The following is a 17,141-nucleotide window of genomic DNA, read 5'->3' on the forward strand; positions in this document are numbered from 1 at the left end:
CGGGTCAGCCCGGTTCGGACATCCAGGGACGCAGACCCGACGCCGCCCCGCCCTCGACCAGCAGACCGGCGAGGTCACGGACCTTGACGTTGTGCTGGTTGGACAGCTTCACCAGCCGGGCGAATGCCTCGTCCGGGCTCCCACCGTGGTGGGCCATGACGATGCCCTTGGCCTGCTCGATCACCGCGCGCGAGCGCAGTGCCTCCTCGAGGTTGCCGGTCGTGGTCTGCAGCGCGAGCTTCTCCTCGACGTCCTGCAGCACCGCGGTCACCGCGGCCGCCACGAGCCCGCCGACCAGGACGGCGTGCTCGTCGAAGGCCCCCTGGTCGGTGCCGTACACGTTCAGCACGCCCACCCGCTCACCCCGGCCCACCAGCGGCAGGGCGAGGGCCGAGTGCACCTCGTGCCCGCGCATCGCGGCGGCCAGCGCCGGCCACCGGACGTCGACGGCCAGGTCGGCGGAGACCGCGGGGACCGACGTGGCCTGCGCGCTGACGCAGGGGCCCTCGCCCTCGCGCAGCTGCAGCCCGTCGACCTGCTGGGCCGTCGAGGAGTCCGCAGCCAGCCGCGACGGGGCCGCGGGCGTGCCGAGCGTGACGCTGGCCGCCGTCGCACCCGGGACCGCGTCGCGCACGATCCGCGCCACCTCGGTGAGCAGGCGCTGGCTGTCGAGCACCCCCAGCGGCAGCAGGCACAGCCGCGCCACGGCCTCGGCCACGGTGACGTCGACACCGGCGGGCCGCGGGGTGCCGCTGCTCCGCTCGGAGACGGAGGCGGCGGGCGCGGTGGGCGCGGGGAGCAGCACCCAGCGCACGCGCGGGGAGTCCGGCAGCGACTCGGCCAGCCCGACGGCCTCCACCGTGGTGCCGGGCCGGTCACCGGGGTCGAGGTGCACGGTCACCCGGACCTCCTCGGCGCCCCGGGCCAGTCGGGTCAGCGCCGAACGCCAGGGCGTGCGGGAGCGGGGGGGCAGCAGGACCACGAAGGGCTTGCCGACCAACCGCCCGGCGTCCCGTCCGGCCAGCGAGGCCACCCGGGCGTCGGCGCGCAGCACCACGCCCTGGGCGTCGGTGTCGAAGGTGCCCGCGGGGAGCAGTGCGGTGACCCGGTCGCGCCACCGTTCCTCGGCCTGGTGGGCGGCGACCAGGGCGGTGAGGGTCGACTGTTGGTCGCGGAGGGCCTCGTCGGCGACCCGCAGCTCCTCCTGGGCGACGTCGAGCTCGCCCAGGGCGGTGACCACGTCGGCGTACACGGCACCGGTGGCCGCCCCGGGCTCAGCGGGGACGAGCCTGGCGGCCAGCCCGAGGGGCGTGTGGGAGCCGGGGAGGTCGGACAAGGGTGCCCTCCCGGGAGGTCGACGAGCCGCCCAGAGTAGTCGGTGACCGGGGTCCCGGGACCCCTCCGACGAGGGTGCCCGGCGGGCGGGGAGGAAGGTGTCGGGGTGACCACCCCGGCCCCCACCGCCCCGGACCGCACCCCACGGCGGCTGTCGGCCGTCGCGGTCCCCGGACTGCTGCTCGCCGGCGTGCTGCTGGTCGCGCTCAACCTGCGTGGCCCCCTGGTGGCGACCGCCCCGGTGGTCGGGGACCTGCGGGTGGACCTCGACGTCGACGCCGGGACGATCGGCCTGCTCACCGCCATCCCGGTGCTCTGCTTCGGTCTGGCCGCCCCGCTGGCCTCCGCGGTCATCGCCCGCACCGGGCCGCACCGGGCGGTGCTGGTCGCGCTGGCCGGGATCCTGGCCGGCACGGTGCTGCGCTCGGTCGGCGACGCGCGCACCGCGATCGCCGGCACGGTGGTGATCGGCCTGGCCATCACGGTGGGCAACGTGGTGCTGCCGGTGGTCATCGGCCAGGACTTCCCCACCGCACGGAACGTGGTCACCGCGGCCTACACCGCAGCACTGAACGTGGGGTCGGCGCTGACCACCACCGCCACGGCCCCGTTGGCCGACCTGGTGGGCTGGCGCTGGGCGCTGGCCTCCTGGGGGCTGCTGGTGCTCGCCGCGGCCGGGGTGTGGACGGCGGCGCTGCGCCGGCAGCGGGTGCGGACCGCCGCGGTGAGCGCCGCCCAGGCCGCGGCCGGGGACGTCCCCGGACCGCCGACCCCGACCGTCCCGCACCGCCCGGTCACGCGGCAGCCCGCGGTGTGGGGGCTCACCCTGGCGTTCGGCATGCAGGCCTTCAGCTACTACGGGGTGACGGCGTGGCTGCCCAGCCTGCTGGCCGACGAGCAGGGCCTCACCCGCGCCGCGGCCGGGGCCAGCTCGTCGCTGTTCCAGGTGTTCGCCGTGGTGGGCGCCTTCGCCGTCCCGGCGCTGGTGGCGTGGTGGAAGCGGCCCGCGGCGGTGCTGCTGGCCGTCACGGCCGCCTGGGCCACGCTGCCGATCGGGCTGATCGTGGCACCGGGGCTGTGGGCGGTGTGGTCCTCGCTGGCCGGGGTCGCCCAGGGCGGGGGGATCACCGTGGTCTTCATCGCGATCGTCGCCCGCTCGCGGGACCTGGTGGAGAACCGGCGCACCTCGGCGACCGTGCAGGGTGGCGGGTACGTCATCGCGGCGACCGGGCCCCTGGTCATCGGCGCGGTGCACGACCTCTCGGGTGGCTGGACCGTCCCGATGCTGGTCATCCTGGGCGCCGTCGCCGTGATGGCGGTGGCCGGCGGGCTGTCCGCCGGTGGACGCACGGAGGGGGCCGGACGTGGCTGAGACGTTGCACGAGCTGGTGGTGCTGCGGCACGGACAGACCGAGTGGAGCCGCAGCGGTCAGCACACCAGCGTCACCGACCTGCCGCTGCTGCCCGAGGGCGAGGAGCAGGCCCGTCGGCTGCGTGGGCCGATGGCCGCCCGCCGGTTCACCGCCGTGCTCGTGAGCCCCCGCGAGCGGGCCCGGCGCACCGCCGAGCTCGCCGGGTTGTCCACCGACACCGTCGACCCCGACCTGGTCGAGGTCGACTACGGCCGGTGGGAGGGCCGCACCACCCCCGACATCTCCGCCGAGCTCGGGCGCACCTGGTCGCTGTGGACCGACGGCACCGAGCCCGGCGACACCCCCGGGGAGACCCTCGCCGAGGTCGGCGCCCGGGTGGACCGGGTGCTGTCCCGGGTGCGCCCCCTGCTGACCGACGGTGACGTGGCCCTGGTCGCGCACGGGCACGTGCTGCGGGTCCTGACCGCCCGGTGGCTGAGCCTGGCACCGGAGGCCGGGTCGCTCTTCGCGCTGCACGCGGGCTCCTACGGCGTGCTGGGCCACGAACACGACCGCCCGGCCCTCACCGGCTGGAACGTGAGCACCCCCGAGGGCTAGGGGACCGCCAGCTCCTCGGGCAGCGCGACCGCCGGCCGCACCGGGCGGCCGAACAGCCACCCCTGCCCGAGGTCCACGCCCAGCGCACGCACCTGTTCCGCCCGCTGCTCGCTCTCCACGCCCTCGGCGACCACGACGGCGTCGAGGGAGTGCGCCAGCTCCACCAGAGCGCCGACGACGGCCTGGGCAGCAGCGTCGTCGAGCCGACCGACCAGCGCCTTGTCCAGCTTCACCACGTCCGGGCGCAGCGCGGAGACCAGCGCGAGGCTGGACCAGCCGACCCCGACGTCGTCCAGCGCCACCCGCCAGCCCAGCGAGCGCTGGTGCTCCAGCACGGCCAGCAGGTGCCCCCGGTCGCGGGCGGCGTGCGCCTCGACCACCTCGACCACGACCTGCTCGGGGCGCAGGCCCGCCTCGTGCACCGCCGCCTCGGTGCCCTCCAGGCAGACCTGCGGCCGGTAGACCGCCTCGGGCGAGCTGTTGACGTACAGGTCGGCGTCTCCGAGCCAGCCGGCCGCCCCGCGGACCGCGGCCTCCCGGGCCAGGCGGTCCAGCCGGTCGGTCCACCCGGCGGCCGCGGCGAGGAAGAACAGGTCACCGCCGCCGACCTCGCGGCCGTCCACCCGACCGCGCAGCAGCGCCTCGTGACCCACCACCCGGCCGTCGGTCAGGTCGACGACCGGCTGGTAGACCGGCCAGAGCGCGGCCTCGGTGAGCAGGCCGACCTCCACGGTCACCCCGCGCCGGGCCAGCTCGACCGACAGCGAGGGCGCGGCCAGCAGCTGGGCGGCGAGCACGGCCCCGTCGTCGGAGTCGGGGTCGGTCGCCACCCGCACCGCGTCGGTCTCCGCCGCGGTCAGCTCACGGGCCAGCCGGGCGAAGAGCTGGTCGAACCGCCGCCCGTCCAGGGGACGCGAGTCCTCCACCACGTCGAGCAGGCCCGGTGTGGACTCCGCGTTCAGGCCGAGCGCCGTCGCGGACCGGGCGACCATCGGCAGCACGTGCTCGACGGGCGTGGCCAGCAGCAGCCGGCGCACCCGGCGCGGCGTGGGCCAGCCCGGGCGCAGGTCCTCCGCGGGTCCGGTCACCCCTGGAGGATGCTCGACACGCCCGGGCGCGTTCGCCAGGCGCGCGGGTGCCACACTCGGGGGACGGTCAACACGAGCGTTGGCGGCAACGGCCCCCCTGGTGTGAACTGCCCCACGAACACCGGCGTGTCGGAACGCAGCAGGCCAGCTCGGACGGTCGTCGAGGATCTTTCGGTCTAAAGTATTGGCCATGGCAGCTCTCATCTCCACGGAGGCCCCGCGTTCCAGCCGCGGCGGCCGCCCGCGCGACCCCTCCCGTGACGGCGTCATCCGAGCGGCCATCCTGCGACTCCTCGCCGACGTCGGTTACAACGCCCTCACCATGGACGCCGTGGCTGCCGAGGCCGGTGTCGGCAAGGCGACCATCTACCGCCGCTGGCGCACCAAGTCCGACCTCGTCGTGGACACGATCGCCGAGATGAACCGGGCCGAGACCTCCACCCCGGACACCGGTTCCCTCGAGGGCGACCTCCGCGGGCTGCTGCGCTCCCTGGTGCACGTGGTCAACGGCCCCCTCGGTGCGGCCACGATGTCGCTGCTGTCCACGCTCCCCCACCAGCCGGCGCTGGCCGACGCCTTCCGCAACGGCCCGCTGGGCCAGTGGACCGAGGCCTTCCGCGAGGTCTGGGGTCGGGCCGAGGCCCGCGGCGAGGTCCGCGAGGGCCTGGTCGGCTCGACGGTCGCCGACGCCGCCTCCGCCCTGGTCGTGCAGCGGTGGCTGCTCACCGGTGAGCCGCTCGACGAGGCCTACGCCGACTCGATCGTCGACACCGTCGTCCTCCCGCTGGTCCGGGAGCGCTGCAGCAACTGACCCGACCCGGGCCGCGAGGCCCGCACGATCCGGCGCGGCCCGTCCTCTCCCCCGGGGGGCGGGTCGCTGCCACGTCCGGGGTCAGCCGCTGGCGGTGAACCTCCGCAGCCGCAGGCTGTTGCCCACCACGAGCACCGAGGACGCCGCCATCGCCAGCCCGGCCAGCACCGGGTTGAGGAACCCCAGCGCGGCCAGCGGGACCAACGCCACGTTGTAGGCGAAGGCCCAGAACAGGTTGGCCTTGATGGTGGCCAGCGTCCGCCGCGACAGCCGGACGGCGTCGACGGCCGCGGACAGGTCGGCGCGCACCAGGGTCAGGTCGGCGGCCTCGATCGCGGCGTCGGTGCCGGTGCCCATGGCCAGACCCAGGTCGGCCTGGGCCAGGGCCGGGGCGTCGTTCACCCCGTCCCCCACCACGGCGACGACCCGCCCCCGGGCCTGCAGGCCGCGGACGACGTCGACCTTGCCCTCGGGCAGCTCCCCGGCGACCACCTCGCCGGCGTCGGGGTCCAGCCCCACCGCCCGGGCGACCGCCGCAGCGGCCCCGGCGTTGTCGCCGGTGACCAGGACCGGGGCCAACCCCAGGTCCCGCAGCGCGGCGATCGCCGCGGCACTGCTGGGCTTGACGGTGTCGGCGACGACGCAGAGCCCGACCACCTCGCCGTCCACGGCGACGAGCACCGCGGTCCGGCCGGAGTCCTCTGCCCGGGCGACCGCGACCGCCAGCTCGGCCGACGGCGGGGCGGGCATCTCCCCGACCCGCCCGACGACGACCAGGCGGCCCTCGACGGTGCCGGAGACCCCCCGGCCCTGCCGGTTCGCGAAGTCGTGCACCTCGGGCAGCGGCTGGGCGGCGGCGCGCACCACGGCCCGGGCGATCGGGTGCTCGGAGGCCGCCTCGACCGCCGCGGCGAACCGGAGCGTGTCGGGGTGCCCGACCACCTCGACCAGGGCCATCTCCCCGGTGGTGACCGTGCCGGTCTTGTCCAGCACGACGGTGTCGACCCGGCGCGTGGACTCCAGCACCTCGGGGCCCTTGATCACGATGCCGAGCTGGGCGCCGCGGCCGGTGCCCACCAGCAGGGCGGTGGGGGTGGCCAGGCCCAGCGCGCACGGGCAGGCGATGACCAGCACGGCGACGGCGGAGGTGAACGCCGCGGCGACGTCACCGGTGACCAGCAGCCAGACCACCAGCGTGGCCAGCGCGATCACCAGCACGACGGGGACGAACACCGCCGACACCCGGTCGGCCAGCCGCTGGACGGGGGCCTTGCCGCTCTGCGCGGCGGTCACCAGCCGGCCGAGCGCGGCCAGGGTGGTCTCGGCACCGACCCGGTCGGCCTCGACGACCAGCCGGCCGCCGACGTTCACCGTCGCCCCGGTGACCCGGTCGCCGACGCCGACCTCGACCGGCACGGACTCCCCGGTGAGCATCGAGGCGTCCACGGCCGAGGACCCGGAGACGACGACGCCGTCGGTGGCGACCTTCTCCCCCGGCCGGACGACGAACCGGTCCCCGACGGCGAGCCGGTCCGCCGGCACCCGGACCTCGACGCCGTCGCGGAGCACGGCGGCGTCCTTGGCGCCCAGGGTCAGCAGCGCCCGCAGCGCGGAGCCCGACCGGCGCTTGGCCCGGGACTCCGCGTACCGGCCGGCCAGCAGGAACACGGTGACGGCGGCGGCGACCTCCAGGTACAGCTCGCTGGTCCCGGCACCCTGCTCGGCGAGCAGGTGGAACTCCATCCGCATGCCGGGTGCCCCGGCGTCACCGAGGAACAGCGCGTACAGCGACCACACGAAGGCCGCGACGATGCCGATCGACACCAGGGTGTCCATCGTGGAGGCGCCGTGCCGGGCGTTGACCGCCGCGGCCCGGTGGAAGGGCCAGGCCCCCCAGACGGCGACCGGGCTGGCCAGGGTGAGGGCCAGCCACTGCCAGTTCTCGAACTGCAGCGGCGGGACCATCGACAGCAGGAGCACCGGCAGGGCCAGGGCGGCGGACACCACGAGCCGCTGGCGCAGCGCACGGTCCTCCGCCGTCGGGGCGTCGTCGTCGGGCCCGGGCTCGTCGTCGACCGCGGGCGGGGCCGGCAGCGACGCGGCGTAGCCGGCGGCGGCGACCGTGGCGAGCAGCTGGTCGGTGTCGACGGTGTCCCGGTCGAAGCGCACCGTGGCGGCCTCGGTGGCGTAGTTGACCGTGGCCTGCACGCCCTCGACCTTGTTGAGCTTGCGCTCGATGCGGTTCGCGCAGCTGGCGCAGGTCATCCCGGTGATGTCGAGGCGGACCTCGTGGTGGGTGCCGGCCGCGGCGGTCATGCCGGGTCCGCGGTGTAGCCGGCCTCCACCACGGCCGCCTGGACCTGCTCGGTGGTGACGTCCTGCCCGGTGACCCGCAGGGTCGCGCTGTCCAGGTCGACGTCCACGCCGGTGACGCCGTCGAGCTCGGACACCTCCTCGGTGACGGAGGCGACGCAGTGCTGGCAGGTCATGCCGGTGACGGTGAAGGTCTGGGTCTGCACGGGGGTCTCCTGGGGTCTCGGGGGGTCAGCGACGGACGAGGCGCGCGATCGCGGCCGAGGCCTCGGCGATCTTGGCGTCGGCGGCGGCACCGTCGTCCTGGGCGCTGCTGGCGACGGCGTCGCGCACGCAGTGGCCCAGGTGGTCGTCGAGCAGGCCCAGGGCGACGGCCTGCAGCGCGCTGGTCGCGGCGGACACCTGGGTCAGGACGTCGATGCAGTAGGTGTCGTCCTCGACCATCCGGGCGATGCCCCGGACCTGCCCCTCGACCCGCTTGAGCCGGGCCAGCACCTGGTCCTTGTTGCCCTCGTATCCGGTCACACCGCCGAACATACCCCTAGGGGGTAGGGGTGTCGACCCGTCACCAGCCGCGGGTGCCGGCCTCGCCCTTGAACGGACCGACCACGTCGTCGGTGATCCAGCCGCCGTAGAAGTCCCCGGCCTGGGCCCGCACCGTCTCCCCGTCCACGGTCGCCCGGTCCAGCTTCGAGGGGTAGAACGCCACGGCCCCCCGCAGGTGCCGGTACCCGTCCGTGGGGTTCTCGTAGCTCCAGCCCACGGCGGGGAAGCGGACGCCGTCGACCACGGCGTCCCAGTAGGTGGCCACGCCCTTCCACTCGCACCAGCTGGCGCCGGACGCCTTCTCCAGCACGCCCTCGGCGATGTCGGCGCGGGGGACGTAGAACACCGGCGGGTGGCTGGTCTCGCAGACCCGGGCGGCGCCGGTGGTGCTGGCGATGGTGCGGCCGCCGAGGACGACCTCGACGCGGCGGGGCGTGACGTCGGCGGAGGGGGGCCGGGGGTAGTCCCAGACGGACTCCTGGCCGGGGCGTACGGGGTCGGGGCGCGGGTGCATCACGCCTCGAGTGTGCGCCTGGTCACCGGTTGCGGTGCCGGATCTTCTGCACGACGACCACGGTGACCAGCAGCCCGACGGCGGCCATCGCCGCCTGCCCGGCCGGGGTGGTGAGGAAGTGCTGTGCCCGGGCCTGGGCCTGGGCGGTCAACCGCTTCGGGCTGCCCCGGTAGACGAGCTGGTCGAGAGTGGCCGCCAGCGACTCGCGGGCGGCGTCGATCTCCTGCTGGATCTGCTCGGGGCTGCGTGGCACGGGCACAGCCTGCCATGCGCAGGCCGCGCGCACCCCTCAGCCCAGCTGCTCCATCACCTCGGCGCGGAACTGGGCGAGGAACTGGTCCCGGCTGACACCGCGGCGCTCGGCCTCCCGCTCGCACAACATCGCCACCACCAGCGAGGACTGCCGCACCACGTCGGCCCGCAGGTCCTCGTCGAGCCCGGCGATGATCGTCGTCCAGCCCGCCCAGTCGCCGTCCCCGGCGGCCTCGGCCATCTCCAGCACCACACCGAAGCGACGCAGCGCCTCCAGGTCAGCCATGCGCCCGACGGTAGCTCCCCCACCTCGTAGGATCCCCGGCACGCGGGAGTGGTGTAACGGCAGCCACGCCAGCCTTAGGAGCTGGTGCCTTCGGGCGTGCGGGTTCGACTCCCGCCTCCCGCACCCCGGCGACCGAGAGGCACCCGTGAGCGCACGTCTGCAGGAGCTGGCCTTCCGCGACACCCCGATGGGCGAGATCAGCCTGCGCCGCCGCCGTGACCCGCAGCTCGGGGTGGACGTGTACGAGGTGAAGCTGGGCGAGGAGTTCCTCATGTCCAGCGCCTTCACCGAGGGCGAGGTGCAGCTGTCCCGGCTGGGTCTGGCGGAGGCGGGCCCCGGGCCGCTGGACGTCGTCGTCGGCGGGCTGGGCCTGGGCTACACCGCCCGGGCCGCACTGGCCGACCCCCGGGTGGCCTCGCTGACCGTGGTCGAGGCGCTCGAGGACGTCGTCGACTGGCACCGCCGCGACCTGCTCCCCGACACCGTCGGGCTGGCCGCCGACCCCCGGGTGCGGCTGGTGCAGGGGGACTTCTTCGCCCGGGTGGCGGCCGGTGACCTCGACCCCGAGCAGCCGGGCCGGCGTTTCGACGCCGTCCTGCTCGACGTCGACCACACCCCCACGCACCACCTGCACCCCAGCCACGCCGGCTTCTACTCCCCCGACGGGCTGCGCCGGCTCCTCGCCCTCCTCCGTCCCGGCGGGGTGTTCGCGCTGTGGTCCGACGCCGGCGACGACGCGTTCGCCGCCACCCTGGCCGGCGTCGCCACCCACTCCGCCGTGCACGAGGTGGTCTTCGCGAACCCGCTGACCGGCGGGACGTCGTCGAACGTGGTCTTCACCGCCCGCTGAGCCACCCCTGCGGCGCACCCGGTGGGTGCGCCGCAGCCGAGCTCAGCGCGCCCGACGCGGGACGAGCTTGAGCAGCGCCAGGCCGGCGAAGAGCAGCGTCACCGCCGCGACGACGACGGCGAGGGTGGAGAAGCCGGTGTAGGCGAGCGTCGTCGCCCCACCCAGTCCGCCTGCGGTCGCAGGACCCACGTTGCTGTACACGGAGCACCTCCCTCCGGGGTGTCAGGCCGCGGCCGAGGTGGCCGGGACGGCGAGGTGGTGCCAGGTCGCCTCGCGCCGACGCAGCACGTCGAGGAGGGACCGGACGAAGACGGCCTGGATGAACAGGTCGTAGAGCAGCTCGGGCACCAGCGGCAGGGCCAGCGCCTGGGCCCGCCAGCCCCCGCGCGAGACGGTGACGACCCGTTCGAGCAGGAAGACCCCGCCCACCCCGGTCCAGAACCAGTTCAGCTGCGGGCCGCTGCCCACCGTGAACACCAGGACGGTGAGCAGCAGGTAGCACTGGAAGGCGAGCACCCCGAGGCCGATGCCGAGCTGCTGCCCCCAGTACCGGAGGGTCACCCGGGAGAGGCCGTAGTGCCGCAGGTTCTCCAGCGCCCCGCGCTGCCACCGCATCCGCTGCTTCCAGAGGTCGGACCAGGCCGGCATGATCTCGGTGACGACGGCACAGGCGCGCGGGCTGGTGAGCCGCCAGCCCAGGGTCTTCAGCGCCAGGGTGAGCTCGTTGTCCTCGGTCAACGCCAGGGTGTCGTAGACCTGCCCGCGCGTGCCCGGCAGCGTCGTCCCCCGGGCGGCGGCCACCTCGCGCAGCGCCGAGACCCGGAAGAGCGTGCCGGTGCCGGTGAGCACCATGACGCGGCCCGTCCGGCCGACGTCCCGGCTGTAGCGGCTGTACTCGTTGCGCTGCAGCTGACCGAGCACTCCCGCCCCGGGGTGGCCGTAGAAGAGGCCACCGGCCGCCCCGATCGCCGCCGAGCTCTCCAGGCTCGATGCGGCGGCGGCGATGAAGCCCGGTGCCAGCTCGGTGTCGGCGTCCATCACCAGCACGAAGTCGTCCTCGGACAGGTCCGGGGTGGTGTTGTCGGCGACGGCCCGGCGGTCGGGACCGCGCCGGACGTGGTGCTTGGGGGTCGGCCCGTCCCGGCGGTCGGCGGTGGTCGCCCGGCGGAACCGCTGCTCGAGGGCCTGGTTGAGGGCGCCGGCCTTCTTGTCGGTGTTCCCGACGGTCTCGAGCACCTCGGCGCCCTGGGCCCGGGCGAGGGCTGCGGTGTCGTCGGAGCAGTTGTCCGCGACCACCACCACCCGGTCGGGGTGACGCGTCTGCGACCGGAGCGCCACCAGTGTCGACACGATGGTCGCCGCCTCGTCGTGGGCGGGGATGAGCACGACCACCTTGGCCGGGGGGACGTGCGACACCTGTTCTCCTGCTCGTTCGCTCCGGGACTCCTGTCGGGGCGAACTGCACCCCACCCGGTCGTGCACGACAAGACCCTCGGTGCAGGGTCCACCCTCGGGGGTGACGGCCCGGCTTCCCGGCGCCCGGGCACCCCACCCCACCGGGTGACACCGGGCCACCCCGCCTGTGATCACGGCGTGGGGGTGCCGACCTCCACCGGGTGACCACTTCCGTACGCCCCGATCCGGGAGAGGACGACGCCACCCTGGTGCGCGGCCCCCTGCCGGCCACCCCGGTCGGCCGGGAACGCCGACTGGGCGACGTGCTGGTCGACACCCACGTCGTCACCGCGGAGCAGCTCGCCGAGGGCCTGCGGCAGGCCGCCCGGGTCGGCGAGCCCCTGGGCAGCGTCCTGCTGGCCAAGCAGTGGATCACCCGCCGGCAGCTCTACGTGGCCCTGGCCGAGGTGTGGGGCGCCGAGATGGCGTTCGTCGACCCAGTCGAGGTCGACCCCGACCTGGCCCAGCTCTTCCCCTACCCGATGCTGGCCCGCGAGACGTGGGTGCCGCTGCGCACCGAACGCGACGAGGACGGCGAGCTGCAGGTCGTCGTCGCCACCGCCGGCCGCCCCTCGGCGCACATCGCCCAGGAGGTCGTCGAGCGCACCGGGATCGACCGGGTGCACCAGGTCGTCACCACCGACTGGGACGTCCAGCGCGCGCTGCGGACCGTCTGGCGCGAGGAGGTCGTGCACGAGGCGGTGTCCTCGCTGGCCGAGCGTCGTCCCGACGAGTCGGCCTCCACCGTCTTCACCTGGCAGCAGGTGGCCGCCGCCGGGGTCGCGCTCCTCGCCGTCGTCGTCGGGCTGCTGCTCGACGCCCCCACCACGATCGTCGTCCTGCTGGCGGTGGTGAACGTGACCATCGGGCTCTCGGTCGGGGCGAAGGCGCTCATCAGCACCGTGGGGACGGCGTCGGAGACGGTCGAGCAGGTCACCGAGGAGGAGGTCGCGGCGCTGGTCGACGCCGAGCTGCCGAGGTACACGATCCTGGTGCCGGTCTACCGGGAGGCCGGGATCGTCGGCCTGCTGATGAAGAACCTGTCCTCGCTGGACTACCCCCGGGAGAAGCTGGAGATCCTGCTCCTGCTGGAGGAGGACGACCCGGAGACCCTGCAGGCCGCCCTCGCCGCCGCCCCGCCGGACATCGTCCGCATCCTCGTGGTGCCGCACTCGCTGCCCAAGACCAAGCCGCGGGCCTGCAACGTGGGCCTGGCCTTCGCCCGCGGTGACCTGGTGGTCATCTACGACGCCGAGGACCGCCCCGACCCCGACCAGCTCAAGAAGTCCGTGGTGGCCTTCGCCAAGGGCGGGGACGACCTGGTCTGCGTGCAGGCGGCGCTGAACTACTTCAACGCCGAGGAGAACCTGCTGACCCGCATGTTCACCCTCGAGTACTCCTCGTGGTTCGACTACACGCTGCCCGGCCTGGACGCGATGCGGCTGCCCATCCCCCTGGGCGGCACCAGCAACCACTTCCGGGCCGACATGCTGCGCGAACTCGGCGGCTGGGACCCCTTCAACGTCACCGAGGACGCCGACCTGGGTGTCCGCTCCTCGGCCCGTGGCGGCCGCGTCACCGTGGTCAACTCGACCACCTACGAAGAGGCCAACATGGCCGTCGGCAACTGGATCCGGCAGCGCAGCCGCTGGATCAAGGGCTACATGCAGACGTTCCTGGTGCACACCCGGCACCCGCTGCGGCTGGTCCGCCAGATCGGTCTGCGTCAGGCGATCGGGTTCCTGCTGACCATCGGCGGCACCCCGGCCACCTTCCTGCTCACCCCGCTGCTGTGGGTGCTGTTCGCGCTGTACCTGGCGATGCCGCAGTGGTTCGCCCCGGTGCTGCCGCCGTGGCTGATGTACGTCAGCCTGGCCAACCTGCTCATCGGCAACGGGATGATCGTCTACCTGAGCCTGCTGGCCGGGTTCAAGCGGCGCACGTACGGCCTGGTCGGCTACGCGCTGCTCTCGCCGTTCTACTGGATGCTGCACTCGGTGGCCTCCTACAAGGCGGCCTGGCAGCTGGTCACCAACCCCTTCTACTGGGAGAAGACCCAGCACGGGCTGACCAGCCACACCCAGGACGACGACGCCGACGACGACGCGTCCCCCGCCGAGCCCGCCACCCCCGCGGTCGGCGAGAGCGCCACGGCCGCCGCCGGCCCGGTGCGCGAGCGGGTCCCCGCCGCCCTCGCCGTGCCCGCCCTGGCCGCGGCTGCTGCCGCTGTTGCCGCTGCGGCCGCCCCGCAGTCCCCCACCGACCCGACCCCGACGCCCGCGGAGGACCCCGTGCCCCCTCTCGACCTCGACGACCTCGCGCTGCTGCGTGCCGAGCTGGAGGTCCTCGACGAGCGGGACCTGCTGGTGGAGTTCGCCCCGCGGGACCCCGGCAGCCCGCAGCGGGCCCGGCCGGACTCCTCGCTGGTGCTGCTGGCACCGGCGACGCCGACCACCCCGCCGGTGCTGCTGGCTCCCCCGTCGCCGACACCGGTGCCGGTGCTCTCCACGCCGGACGAGACCCCGGTGCCGCAGCGGGACCGCCCCCCGGTCCCCTCCGCGCCGAGCGAGCCCGACCCGGTGCGCCGGTCGGGCCCGCTGCCCCCGGTCGCGCCGCGCACCCCCGGGCCCGAGCACGTCCACCCGTTGGCCACCCCACCGGTGCCGGTGCCGCCCTCGACGAACCCCCAGCCGACCCTGCCGCCGGTGCCCGCGAGCGCCGGCACGCCTCACGCCCGGCCGACCGCCCGGCCGACCGCCCGGCACGCTGCGCGGCACCGTCAGCCCGAACCGTCCACCGGGCTCCTCGGCTGGCTGGAGCGGCCGTGACCGCCCTCGCGCCGGCCGCACCCCGGCACCCCATCCGGATCCCGATGACCGCGGTGCTCCTGGTGGCGCTGGCGCTGGTGGCCGTCGAGCTCGTCGTCGCCCTGCTCACCACCACCGACCTGCACCTGACCCTGGTCGGGGTCTGCGCCACCCTCGTGCTGCTCTTCGGCCTGGTGTTCAGCCTCGGCGCCATCACCATCGCCGGGTTCGCCGCCGGGGCCGGGGCCGCCGGGCTGGTGGTGCTGGAGCCCGGTCACCTGCTGTCGACGCTGCTGGTGCTCGTCGTCGTCGCGCTGGTCTGCGGCGTCGCCCCGGGGTGGGCGCGCGTGGAGGCCTGGCAGGCCGCGCGCTCCACCGGGGCGCCGCTGGAGCCGGCCCCCGGCGACACGTCACCGGGCAGCGGGCTGCCGTCCCGGCTGCGGGTGCTGTGGCGGACCGACCGGGTGGTCGCGGCCTTCCTGGTGCTGGCCTTCCCGCCGGTCTTCGTCACCGGGGCCCTGGCGTTCATCACCTGGACCCAGCACCGCGGCTAGCCCAGGAGCTCGGCCAGCACCGGTACCAGGGCGGCGAACGCCTGGCCGCGGTGGCTGGCTGCGTCCTTCTCCTCGGGGGTCAGCTCGGCGGAGCTGCGGTCCCCGCCGGCGGGGACGAACACCGGGTCGTAGCCGAAGCCGTTGGTGCCGCGCCCCTCGCGCAGCACCACCCCGCGCCACTCCCGCTCCAGCACCCGCTCGACGCCGTCGGGGGTGACCAGCGCGGCGGCGCAGACGAAGGCCGCGCCCCGGCGCTCGTCGGGCACGTCGGCGAGCTGCGCGAGCAGCAGTGCGGTGTTGGCCGGGTCGTCGCCGTGCCGGCCCGACCAGCGGGCCGACAGCACGCCGGGCATGCCGTTGAGCGCGTCCACGGTGATCCCCGAGTCGTCGGCCACCGCGGGCAGGCCGGTGTACCGCACCGCCTCGCGCGCCTTGAGCAGCGCGTTCTCGGCGAAGGTCGCGCCGGTCTCGGGCGCCTCCGGGTACTCCGCGACGTCCCGCAGCCCGAGCACCTCGACCCCGGGCACCGCGGTGGCCAGCAGCCGCTGCAGCTCCAGCAGCTTCCCGGCGTTGCGGGTGGCCAGCAGGAGCTGCGTCATCGCGCCAGCGCCTCGGCCTGCAGGCGGGTCAGGTCGGCGCACCCGGCGACGGCGAGGTCCAGCAGCTGGTCCAGGGTCGCCCGGTCGAACACCGCGCCCTCGGCGGTGCCCTGCACCTCGACGAAGCCGCCGTCCCCGGTGCAGACCACGTTCATGTCGGTGCCGGCCCGCACGTCCTCCTCGTAGGCCAGGTCCAGCCGCGGCTCCCCGTCGATCACGCCGACGCTGACCGCGGCCACCGACTGCACCAGCGGCTCCTTCTTCGCCAGCTTCTTCCGCTCGCCCAGGTACGACACAGCGTCGGCCAGGGCCACGTACGCGCCGGTGATCGCCGCGGTCCGGGTGCCGCCGTCGGCCTGCAGCACGTCGCAGTCCAGCGCGATGGAGTTCTCCCCCAGCGCGGAGAGGTCGATCGAGGCGCGCAGCGAGCGGCCGATCAGCCGGCTGATCTCGTGGGTGCGGCCGCCGATCTTGCCCTTGACCGACTCCCGGTCGCTGCGGGTGTGCGTGGCCCGCGGCAGCATCGAGTACTCGGCGGTCACCCAGCCCAGCCCGGAGCCACGGCGCCAGCGGGGGACGCCCTCGGTGACGCTGGCCGCGCACAGCACCCGGGTGCGGCCGAACTCCACCAGCACCGAGCCCTCGGCGTGGTCGAGCCAGTTGCGGGTGATGGTCACCGGACGGAGCTGGTCGGCGCTACGGCCGTCGGGGCGGGTCACGGGGGTCGAGGGTAGTGGGGCGGCCGCGGCCGTCCCCGTCGTCCCGAGGGCAGCGGGTCGAGGCCGCCACCGTGCTGCGCCGCCCGCGGTCGGGGACGATCACCGCATGCGATCGGAACTGCGCCAGGTGCGCACCGGCGGCGTCCCCAGCGTGGTCGACCTGACCGAGGAGTGCGCGGCGTTCGTCCGCGGCGAGGGCGACGGCCTGCTGCAGGTGTTCGTCCCGCACGCCACCGCCGGCATCGCGATCATCGAGACCGGCGCCGGCAGCGACGACGACCTCCTGGCGCAGCTGGACGTGCTCCTGCCCACCGACGGTCGCTGGCGGCACCGGCACGGCTCCCCCGGGCACGGCCGGGACCACGTGCTGCCGGCGTTCGTCCCGCCGCACGCCACCGTCCCGGTGCTCGAGGGCCGGATGGCGCTGGGCACCTGGCAGCGGGTCTGCTTCGTGGACACCAACGGGGACAACCCGACCCGGCACGTGCGGTTCAGCTTCCTGCCCGGCTGAGCTGCGCACCCGGGTCGCCGGGTCTGCCACCATGCACCCGTGACCGACAGCGACACCGCCACCCCGTTCCGGCTCGCCCCCGGCGACCAGGCCCCCGACTTCACGCTGCCGGACGCCGACGGCAACCCGGTGTCCCTGGCCGACCAGCGCGGCCGCCGGGTCGTCGTCTACTGCTACCCGGCGGCACTGACCCCGGGCTGCACCACGCAGGCGGTGGACTTCACCGCCGCGGCCGGGGAGTTCGCCGAGGCCGGGCTGGACATCATCGGCATCTCCCCGGACGCCCCGGAGAAGCTGTCCCGCTTCCGGGAGCAGGAGTCCCTGTCGATCACGCTCGTCTCCGACCCGGACAAGGCGGTGCTGCAGGCCTACGGCGCCTACGGCCCGAAGAAGCTGTACGGCAAGGAGGTCGTCGGGGTCATCCGGTCGACCTTCGTCATCGACGCCGACGGCAAGGTCGAGCGGGCCGGCTACAACGTCAAGGCCACCGGCCACGTGGCCAAGCTGCGCCGCGACCTGGGTCTCAGCTGA

20 protein-coding genes and 1 tRNA gene are annotated in these 17,141 nt (G+C 74.9%); 9 read left to right on the forward strand and 12 right to left on the reverse strand.

The genetic code is table 11. The annotated features are described in order from the left end of the window. Positions 1-4: 4 nt before the first annotated feature. Positions 5-1,336, reverse strand: coding sequence for an ANTAR domain-containing protein (locus ASG36_RS03305; RefSeq protein WP_055759409.1), 1,332 nt, complete (start codon positions 1,334-1,336; stop codon positions 5-7). A gap of 105 nt (positions 1,337-1,441) precedes the next feature. Between ASG36_RS03305 and ASG36_RS03310 the strand changes: the two genes are divergently transcribed. Continuing rightward, positions 1,442-2,707, forward strand: a complete 1,266-nt coding sequence (locus ASG36_RS03310; protein WP_055759412.1) for a CynX/NimT family MFS transporter — start codon at positions 1,442-1,444, stop codon at positions 2,705-2,707. After that, a complete protein-coding gene (locus ASG36_RS03315; RefSeq protein WP_235494528.1) occupies positions 2,700-3,305 on the forward strand; it encodes a histidine phosphatase family protein in 606 nt (201 codons plus the stop codon). The genes ASG36_RS03310 and ASG36_RS03315 overlap by 8 nt, the downstream gene beginning before the upstream one ends. Here the strand turns inward: ASG36_RS03315 and ASG36_RS03320 are convergent. Next, positions 3,302-4,393, reverse strand: a complete 1,092-nt coding sequence (locus ASG36_RS03320) for an EAL domain-containing protein (RefSeq protein WP_055759416.1) — start codon at positions 4,391-4,393, stop codon at positions 3,302-3,304. The two genes, ASG36_RS03315 and ASG36_RS03320, sit on opposite strands and share 4 nt — an antisense overlap. Positions 4,394-4,583: 190 nt before the next feature. Between ASG36_RS03320 and ASG36_RS03325 the strand changes: the two genes are divergently transcribed. Then, on the forward strand, positions 4,584-5,204 hold the full coding sequence (locus ASG36_RS03325) for a TetR/AcrR family transcriptional regulator (RefSeq protein WP_055759419.1): 621 nt from the start codon (positions 4,584-4,586) through the stop codon (positions 5,202-5,204). A gap of 81 nt (positions 5,205-5,285) precedes the next feature. Here ASG36_RS03325 and ASG36_RS03330 read toward each other — a convergent pair whose 3' ends face one another. From ASG36_RS03330 to ASG36_RS03355, 6 genes are read right to left on the reverse strand one after another with little or no spacing between them, the layout of a single operon-like run. Further along, positions 5,286-7,520, reverse strand: coding sequence for a cation-translocating P-type ATPase (locus tag ASG36_RS03330; protein ID WP_055759423.1), 2,235 nt, complete (start codon positions 7,518-7,520; stop codon positions 5,286-5,288). Continuing rightward, the gene (locus ASG36_RS03335; protein ID WP_055759425.1) at positions 7,517-7,723 is read right to left on the reverse strand and encodes a heavy-metal-associated domain-containing protein; all 207 of its coding nucleotides are present in this window, start codon (positions 7,721-7,723) and stop codon (positions 7,517-7,519) included. The genes ASG36_RS03330 and ASG36_RS03335 overlap by 4 nt, the downstream gene beginning before the upstream one ends. Positions 7,724-7,748: 25 nt before the next feature. After that, the gene (locus tag ASG36_RS03340) at positions 7,749-8,042 is read right to left on the reverse strand and encodes a metal-sensitive transcriptional regulator (RefSeq protein ID WP_082522907.1); all 294 of its coding nucleotides are present in this window, start codon (positions 8,040-8,042) and stop codon (positions 7,749-7,751) included. Positions 8,043-8,082: 40 nt separating this feature from the next. Beyond that, the gene (locus ASG36_RS03345; protein WP_055759430.1) at positions 8,083-8,577 is read right to left on the reverse strand and encodes a DUF427 domain-containing protein; all 495 of its coding nucleotides are present in this window, start codon (positions 8,575-8,577) and stop codon (positions 8,083-8,085) included. Between the two features lie 22 nt (positions 8,578-8,599). After that, a complete protein-coding gene (locus tag ASG36_RS03350) occupies positions 8,600-8,830 on the reverse strand; it encodes a DUF3618 domain-containing protein (protein ID WP_055762311.1) in 231 nt (76 codons plus the stop codon). A 36-nt stretch (positions 8,831-8,866) separates the two neighbouring features. Continuing rightward, complete coding sequence (locus ASG36_RS03355) at positions 8,867-9,115, reverse strand: hypothetical protein (protein ID WP_055759433.1); 249 nt, start codon at positions 9,113-9,115, stop codon at positions 8,867-8,869. A gap of 42 nt (positions 9,116-9,157) precedes the next feature. Between ASG36_RS03355 and ASG36_RS03360 the strand changes: the two genes are divergently transcribed. Both ASG36_RS03360 and ASG36_RS03365 read left to right on the forward strand, forming a co-directional pair. Continuing rightward, a tRNA-Leu gene (locus tag ASG36_RS03360) sits at positions 9,158-9,238 on the forward strand. A 22-nt stretch (positions 9,239-9,260) separates the two neighbouring features. Then, the gene (locus ASG36_RS03365; RefSeq protein ID WP_055759436.1) at positions 9,261-9,965 is read left to right on the forward strand and encodes a spermidine synthase; all 705 of its coding nucleotides are present in this window, start codon (positions 9,261-9,263) and stop codon (positions 9,963-9,965) included. Positions 9,966-10,007: 42 nt separating this feature from the next. On the opposite strand, the gene ASG36_RS21750 is transcribed toward ASG36_RS03365, so the two are convergent. Together ASG36_RS21750 and ASG36_RS03370 are read right to left on the reverse strand one after the other, a co-directional pair. Further along, a complete protein-coding gene (locus ASG36_RS21750) occupies positions 10,008-10,166 on the reverse strand; it encodes a hypothetical protein (RefSeq protein WP_157498534.1) in 159 nt (52 codons plus the stop codon). 21 nt (positions 10,167-10,187) lie between these two features. Then, positions 10,188-11,381 carry a glycosyltransferase family 2 protein gene (locus tag ASG36_RS03370; protein ID WP_162245165.1) on the reverse strand — a complete coding sequence of 398 codons (1,194 nt, stop codon included), beginning with the start codon at positions 11,379-11,381 and terminating at the stop codon, positions 10,188-10,190. Between the two features lie 200 nt (positions 11,382-11,581). Here ASG36_RS03370 and ASG36_RS03375 point away from each other — a divergent pair, with 200 nt between their 5' ends. Both ASG36_RS03375 and ASG36_RS03380 read left to right on the forward strand, forming a co-directional pair. Next, positions 11,582-14,248 carry a glycosyltransferase gene (locus ASG36_RS03375; protein ID WP_200944314.1) on the forward strand — a complete coding sequence of 889 codons (2,667 nt, stop codon included), beginning with the start codon at positions 11,582-11,584 and terminating at the stop codon, positions 14,246-14,248. Further along, entirely contained in the window at positions 14,245-14,781 is a 537-nt protein-coding gene (locus ASG36_RS03380; protein WP_055759438.1) for a hypothetical protein, read from the forward strand. The genes ASG36_RS03375 and ASG36_RS03380 overlap by 4 nt, the downstream gene beginning before the upstream one ends. Here the strand turns inward: ASG36_RS03380 and rdgB are convergent. Further along, positions 14,778-15,380, reverse strand: coding sequence for an RdgB/HAM1 family non-canonical purine NTP pyrophosphatase (gene rdgB / locus ASG36_RS03385; protein WP_055759441.1), 603 nt, complete (start codon positions 15,378-15,380; stop codon positions 14,778-14,780). The genes ASG36_RS03380 and rdgB overlap by 4 nt on opposite strands. Next, positions 15,377-16,099, reverse strand: a complete 723-nt coding sequence (rph, locus tag ASG36_RS03390; RefSeq protein ID WP_055759446.1) for a ribonuclease PH — start codon at positions 16,097-16,099, stop codon at positions 15,377-15,379. The genes rdgB and rph overlap by 4 nt, the downstream gene beginning before the upstream one ends. Before the next feature lie 106 nt (positions 16,100-16,205). On the opposite strand from rph, the gene ASG36_RS03395 reads away from it, so the two are divergent. After that, positions 16,206-16,610: a YjbQ family protein gene (locus ASG36_RS03395; protein ID WP_055759448.1), complete on the forward strand. Its 405-nt coding sequence runs from the start codon at positions 16,206-16,208 to the stop codon at positions 16,608-16,610. Between the two features lie 39 nt (positions 16,611-16,649). Beyond that, entirely contained in the window at positions 16,650-17,141 is a 492-nt protein-coding gene (bcp, locus tag ASG36_RS03400) for a thioredoxin-dependent thiol peroxidase (RefSeq protein WP_055759452.1), read from the forward strand.

Origin of the sequence: Geodermatophilus sp. Leaf369, assembly GCF_001424455.1 — a bacterium.
Lineage (GTDB): Bacteria > Actinomycetota > Actinomycetes > Mycobacteriales > Geodermatophilaceae > Klenkia.

Excerpts from the sequence above, each read along its gene's own strand:
- ASG36_RS03325 (WP_055759419.1), top strand. The coding sequence starts at position 4,584 with ATGGCAGCTCTCATCTCCACGGAGGCCCCGCGTTCCAGCCGCGGCGGC.
- ASG36_RS03330 (WP_055759423.1), bottom strand. The coding sequence starts at position 7,520 with ATGACCGCCGCGGCCGGCACCCACCACGAGGTCCGCCTCGACATCACC.
- ASG36_RS03345 (WP_055759430.1), bottom strand. The coding sequence starts at position 8,577 with ATGCACCCGCGCCCCGACCCCGTACGCCCCGGCCAGGAGTCCGTCTGG.
- ASG36_RS03355 (WP_055759433.1), bottom strand. The coding sequence starts at position 9,115 with ATGGCTGACCTGGAGGCGCTGCGTCGCTTCGGTGTGGTGCTGGAGATG.
- rdgB (WP_055759441.1), bottom strand. The coding sequence starts at position 15,380 with ATGACGCAGCTCCTGCTGGCCACCCGCAACGCCGGGAAGCTGCTGGAG.
- ASG36_RS03395 (WP_055759448.1), top strand. The coding sequence starts at position 16,206 with ATGCGATCGGAACTGCGCCAGGTGCGCACCGGCGGCGTCCCCAGCGTG.